General features: G+C 66.8%; 4 pseudogenes. 3 read left to right on the forward strand and 1 reads right to left on the reverse strand.

What is annotated here, in order from left to right:
- Window positions 1–2,786 (reverse strand): annotated as a pseudogene (gene hrpA / locus JCM19049_RS07110) (ATP-dependent RNA helicase HrpA); the annotation flags it as partial.
- Window positions 2,787–3,225: 439 nt separating this feature from the next.
- On the opposite strand from hrpA, the pseudogene JCM19049_RS07115 reads away from it, so the two are divergent.
- From JCM19049_RS07115 to JCM19049_RS07125, 3 pseudogenes are all read left to right on the forward strand, one after another.
- Window positions 3,226–4,205 (forward strand): annotated as a pseudogene (locus JCM19049_RS07115) (ABC transporter substrate-binding protein).
- Between the two features lie 93 nt (window positions 4,206–4,298).
- Window positions 4,299–5,150 (forward strand): annotated as a pseudogene (locus JCM19049_RS23255) (ABC transporter permease); the annotation flags it as partial.
- A gap of 63 nt (window positions 5,151–5,213) precedes the next feature.
- Window positions 5,214–6,004, forward strand: a pseudogene (locus JCM19049_RS07125) (ABC transporter ATP-binding protein).
- Window positions 6,005–6,095: the final 91 nt, after the last annotated feature.

The raw sequence follows: 6,095 nt of genomic DNA on the forward strand, positions 1-6,095 counted from the left end.
TCCACACGACCCCGCGCAGCCGGCGCAGCACCAGGCCAGGGAGGTGGCCAGGTCATCGTGGGCCGGATCGAACTCGGCATCCAGCCTTTCCAGCGCCTGGCCGGCGACGTCGGGGGCGGGCACGAAGTTCTTGCGCACGTTCTTGGGCATGGAGCGGATCAGCGCGGTGATCAGCTCGTGGCGCAGCCCCGGGATCAGCCACTGGAAGCGGGCCGGGTCCAGCTGGTTCAGGAACACCACCGGCACCTGCAGGCTCACCCCGTCGCCCTCCCCGGCCCGGGCGGCCGGATTGTACTCGTACTTCAGCGGCAGCTCGATGGACCGTGGCGCCAGGTGGTGGGGAAGGCGGCGTCATCCAGCTGCTCGGCGTCGGCCTCGATCAGCGCCTCGGGATCGAAGTCCAGCAGTGTCGGGTCGGTGGTGCGGGCCTTCTTCCACCAGCGGTCGAAGTGGCGCTCGGAGACGACCGAGGCGGGGATGCGCGCGTCGTAGAAGTCGAACAGGTCCTCGTCCGAGACTCGCAGGTCGCGCCGGCGCAGGCGGGTTTCCAGTTCGTCGATCTCCTGGAGCACCTGGCGGTTGCGGGCGAAGAACTTGTGGTGGGTGCGCCAGTCGCCCTCCACCAGGGCGTGGCGGATGAACAGGTCCCGGGCCAGTTCGGCGTCCACCCGCCAGTATTGGATGCGGCGCTGGGCGATGACCGGCAGCCCGAACAGGGTGACCTTCTCATAGCCGAGCACCGCGCCGTTGCGCTTGGACCAGTGCGGTTCGGAGTAGCTGTGCTTGAGCAGGTGCGGGGCGACCTGCTCCACCCATTCGGGTTGATCGCCGCGTTGACCCGGGCCCAGAGCCGGGAGGTTTCCACCAGCTCGGCGGCCATCACCCAGCTGGGGGACTTCTTGAACAGCCCGGAGCCGGGGAAGATCGCAAAACGGGTGCCGCGCGCCCCGGTGTAGTCGCGCTTGCGTTCGTCGTACATCCCGATGTGGGAGAGCAGCCCGGCCAGCAGGCTCATGTGCACGGTGTCCTCGTTGGCGGCCGGGTTGATCGGTTCGGCGGCCACGCTGATCCCCAGCGGCTTGGCCAGCTGGCGCAGCTGGGTGAACAGGTCCTGCCATTCGCGCACCCGCAGGTAGTTGATGTGCTCGGCCTTGCACAGTCGGCGGAACGCGGAGGAGGAGAGCTCCTTCTGCTTTTCCAGCAGGTAGGCCCACAGGTTCAGCAGGGCGATGAAGTCGGACTTCTCGTCGGTGAAGCGCCGGTGCAGTTCCGCGGCGCGTTCGCGCTGCCCGGTTTCCTGGCTGGGCCGTTCGCGCGGGTCCTGAATGCTCAGCGCCGCGGTGAGCACCATCAGCTCCTTGGCGACCCCGCGCCGGGCCCCCTCCACGATCATCCGCCCCAGGCGCACATCCAGCGGCAGCTGGGCCAGCTGGCGTCCGACGTCGGTGACCTGGGCGCCTTGTCGCTGGACAGGGCGCCAGTTCGCGCAGCAGGTTCACCCCGTCGGTGATGGCGCGCATCTCCGGGGGCTGGACGAACGGGAAGCTGGCCACCTGGCCGGCGGAGCCCACCACGCCCAGGGAGATCATCTGCAGGATCACGCTGGCCAGGTTGGTCCGCCGGATCTCCGGGTCGGTGAATTCGGGGCGTGCCTCGTAGTCCTGCTGGGAGTAGAGCCGGATGGCGATGCCCTCCGAGACGCGCCCGCAGCGCCCCGAGCGCTGGTTCGCGCTGGCCTGGGAGACCCGTTCGATGGGCAGGCGCTGGACCTTGGTGCGGTGCGAGTAGCGGGAGATGCGCGCGGTGCCGGTGTCGATCACGTACTTGATGCCCGGCACGGTCAGCGAGGTTTCGGCCACGTTCGTGGCCAGGATGAGGCGCGGAGTGGGGCCGGGGTGGAAGACCTTGTGCTGCTCGGCCAGGGACAGGCGGGCGAACAGCGGCAGGATCTCATAGCGCGGCAGGCGCGGGTTGCCGGCCACCAGGGTGCGCAGCGCGTCGGCGGCGTCGCGGATTTCGCGTTCGCCGGAGAAGAAGATCAGGATGTCCCCGGGCTCCTCCCGGGACAGTTCGCGCACCGCCTCGGTGACCCCGTCCAGAGGGTCGCGGTCATCTTCCAGCGAGTCGCCGTTGGCGTCCTCCTCCGCCTCGTCCCCGAGCGGCTCGTCCAGCGGCCGGTAGCGGATCTCCACGGGGTAGGTGCGTCCGGAGACCTCTAGGATCGGGGCCGGTTCGGTCTGCCCATCGGGCAGGGTGCGCCCAAAGTGGGCGGCGAAGCGTTCGGGGTCGATGGTCGCCGAGGTGATGATGATCTTCAGATCCGGGCGCCGGGGCATGATCTGCTTCAGGTACCCGAGCAGGAAGTCGATGTTCAGGCTGCGTTCGTGCGCCTCGTCGATGATGATCGCCGAGTATTTCTTCAGCAGCTTGTCGCGCTGGATCTCGGCCAGCAGGATGCCGTCGGTCATCACCTTCAGCTGGGTGCGCCGGGACACCTCGCCGGTGAAGCGCACGTGGAAGCCGACCTCGTCGCCGATCTTGGTGCCCAGCTCCTCGGCGATGCGTTCGGCCACGGTGCGTGCTGCCAGGCGGCGGGGCTGGGTGTGCCCGATCATCCCGCGTTCGGCCAGGCCCAGCTCCAGCAGCATCTTGGGCAGCTGGGTGGTTTTTCCCGAACCGGTTTCGCCGGCGACGATCACGACCTGGTTGTTGCGCACCGCGTCGAGGATGTCCTCGCGGCGGGCCGAGACGGGCAGTGCGTCGGGATATGAGATCTGTAGCGCCATGATACTGCCAATTCTAGGGCGGCGGCGCGGCAAACCGCGAAGCCGCCGGTTTTGCGGGCGGTGCCTGCGGGATCGGCGCGGGGAACCGGACCTGCGCGGTGTTGCGCCAAATCACAGCGCGGCAAAGTCAAATATGCATTTCGTCCACGGGTGCCCCGCCCGCGCCCGGGCCGGATGTACGTATCGGCCAGCGGGAGCGGGAATGGGCGGAAAAGTTCGACGAAATCCGGTGCATCGAATAAAAAGTGTCTACGACAGGCGCAAAGCCGTGGGCGAAGTGAGTTCTTTCACATGTAAGATCATGGGTAATCGTCATCACGTGGCAAGGACGCCGGCGGTAGCGGTCCCGGACCCCGGCGCCATCCGTGCCAGCTCGTGGTGGGGAGCACTCACTCGCATAGGGGACTTCGAAAGGAAGACGATGAAACGCTTCACGGCCATGAAATTCGCCGCGCTGGCGGCAACCGGTGCGCTCGCGCTGACCGCCTGCGGCAGCAATGGGGGAGGCAGCGGCGACGCGCCCGCCGAGGGCGAAACCGTCAAGATCGGCATCTCGCAGATTACCTCGCACCCGTCCCTGGACGCGGTGGTCAGCGGCTTCAAGAAGGGCATGGCCGACGCCGGCTACGAGGGCGATAAGGTCCAGTACGACGACAACAACGCGCAGGGCGACCAGGCCACCAACACCTCCATCGTGGGCAAGTTCGCCTCGGATTCGGACATGGACCTGGTGCTGGCCGTGGCCACCCCGACCGCGCAGGCCGCCGCCCAGGCGGTCACCAACATCCCGGTGGTCTTCTCCGCGGTCACCGACCGGTGGATGCCAAGCTGGTGCAGTCCAATGAGGAACCGGGCGCGAACGTGACCGGCACCTCGGACAAGAACCCGGTCGACGAGCAGCTGGCACTGCTGAAGGAACTGGCCCCGGACGCCAAGACCGTGGGCATCGTCTACTCCTCGGGTGAGGCGAACTCCGTGGTCCAGGTGAAGTGGGCGAAGGAAGCGGCGCAGAAGCTGGGCCTGGAGATCAAGGAGTCGGCGATCTCCGCCTCCAGCGAGGTGCAGCAGTCGGCGAACTCGCTGGACGTTGACGCCTTCTACGTGCCGACCGACAACGCGGTGGTTTCCGCGCTGGAGGGCCTGCTGCAGACCGCGAACAACAAGAAGGTCCCGGTCATCGCCGCTGACGGCGAATCGGTCAAGCGCGGCGCGACCGCCACCTACGGCATCAACTACGAGAAGCTGGGCGAGCAGACCGCGGCCATGGCCGTGAAGCTGCTCAAGGGTGAGGCCGAGGCCAAGACCCTGCCGGTGGAAACCCTGCAGGACGTGGACCTCTACCTGAACGAAGAGGCGGCGAAGAAGATCGACATGCAGTTCCCGCAGGAACTGGTCGACAAGGCCGCTGAAGTCTACTAAACCGGCAACCAACCAGGGCGAAGGCGAGGCGAGGGCAGGTGTTGCCTCGCCTTCGTCATGGGCACCAACTTCTCACAACTCAAGGATCCAAAAATGATCACAGCGGTTGAACTTGGCCTGATATATGCCGTGATGGCACTCGGGGTCTACCTCACCTTCCGCATCCTGGATTTCCCGGACCTGACGGTCGACGGGTCATTCACCACCGGGGCCGCGACGGCCTCGATCGGCATCGTCAACGGATGAACCCGCTGCTGGCCACCGCGCTGGCGTTCCTGGCCGGGGCCGTGGCCGGGGTCATCACCGGCCTGCTGCACACCAAGGCAAGATCGACGGGCTGCTGGCCGGTATCCTCACGATGATCGCCCTGTACTCGATCAACCTGCGCATCATGGGCAAGGCGAATGTGCCGCTGCTGGGGCAGGACACCCTGATCAGCCCGCTGCGCCAGGCCGGAATCCTGGGCACCTGGACCTCGGTGGCGCTGATGTTCGCCGGCTGCCTGGTCGCGGTCGCGATCGTGGTGTGGTTCCTGCACACCCAGATGGGCATGGCGATGCGCGCCACGGGTGACAACGAGGAAATGATCCGCTCCTTCGGGGTGAGCACCGACAACCAGAAGATCCTGGGCCTGGCGCTCTCCAACGGCATGGTCGGGCTCTCCGGTGCACTGATCGCCCAGTTCCAGCTTCGCCGACATCGGCATGGGCATCGGTTGATCCTGATCGGCCTGGCTCGGTGATCGTGGGCCAGGCGATCTTCTCCCAGCGCTGGATCTGGCTGGCGGCGCTGGCCGTCGTCTTCGGCGCGGTGATCTACCGCCTGGTGATCCAGCTGGCGCTCAGCGCCGGCATGGAGGTCAACGACATGAAGCTGATCTCCGCGGTGCTGGTGGTGGCCGCGCTGCTGCTGCCCAAGTGGAAGGCTTCCAGAAGCTGGTCAAGGCCGTCAAGCGCCCCGAACGCGACCAGATGGTCGAATCCTCCAAGGAAGAAGAGGTCAGCGCCAATGCTTGAGATCACCAACCTGTCGCGCACGTTCTTCCCGGGCACCGTGAATGAACGCAAGGCGCTGCGCAACATCAACCTGAGCCTGGACGCCGGGGAGTTCGTGACCGTGATCGGCTCGAACGGCGCCGGCAAGTCCACGGTGCTGAACATGGTCGCCGGCAAGCTGCAGCCCGATGTGGGCACGGTGAGCATCGACGGGAAGAACGTCACCCGGATGGCCGACTTCGCCCGCGCCCGGTACATCGGGCGGGTCTTCCAGGACCGATGGCCGGCACCGCCCCGACCATGACGATCGAGGAGAACATGTCCCTGGCCTGGGCGCGCGGGAAGTTCCGCGGGCTGGGCCTGGGGGTGACCCCGAAGAAGCGCGAACTGTTCGCCCGCGAGCTGGCGAGCCTGGAACTGGGGCTGGAGCACCGGCTGAAGACGAAGGTGGGCCTGCTTTCCGGCGGGCAGCGCCAGGCGCTGAGCCTGCTGATGGCCACGTTCTCCGAACCGAAGATCCTGCTGCTCGACGAGCACACCGCGGCGCTGGACCCGCAGCGCGCGGCGCTGGTCTCCCGGCTGACCAACGACATCGTCCAGCGCCACCGGCTGACCACGCTGATGGTCACCCACAACATGGAGCAGGCGCTGCAGCTGGGCACCCGGCTGATCATGATGCACGACGGGCAGATCATCCTGGATTTGAACCAGCAGGAAAAGTCGGCGATGACCGTCAAGGACCTGCTCGGCGAGTTCGAGAAGATCAAGGGTGCCCAGCTCGATGACCGCACTATGCTGCAGTAGCCGGCGCGTGCTGCCCTAGCCGCACCAACCCCGCAGGCCGCGGTCCCACCCTTTCTTGGGCGGGGCCGCGGCTGTGGTGGTTAAGCCGTGA

The sequence above is a fragment of the Arthrobacter sp. JCM 19049 genome, from assembly GCF_001310435.1.